Origin of the sequence: Photorhabdus viridis, assembly GCF_040256935.1 — a bacterium.
Taxonomy (GTDB): domain Bacteria; phylum Pseudomonadota; class Gammaproteobacteria; order Enterobacterales; family Enterobacteriaceae; genus Photorhabdus; species Photorhabdus viridis.
Window position 1 is genome coordinate 1 of record NZ_JBEJZY010000637.1, and the last position, 217, is coordinate 217.

The 217-nt window shown below is 40.1% G+C and carries 1 protein-coding gene; it reads right to left on the bottom strand.

Annotated features, from left to right (window positions below; genetic code table 11):
- A partial coding sequence (locus ABR397_RS24875) for a hemagglutinin repeat-containing protein (RefSeq protein ID WP_350307994.1) occupies nt 1–217 on the bottom strand: 217 nt, incomplete at both ends.

The following is a 217-nucleotide window of genomic DNA, read 5'->3' on the forward strand; positions in this document are numbered from 1 at the left end:
TTTCTTCCGGCGGATAATAATGTATTACCGTTAGCCTGTATCTGAACGGCTTTCCCGTTAATATCTCTGCCACTGATTATACTGATATTATTCTTTGCTGTGATCCTGCTGTTGAGCTCTGTTGAGTCTAGAGGCAGGATATGATCTTGATAGGTTAATTCTGCGGAGCTCAAATCAATATCTTTTGCTGCGCTTAAATAAATATCTTTCCCCGAAG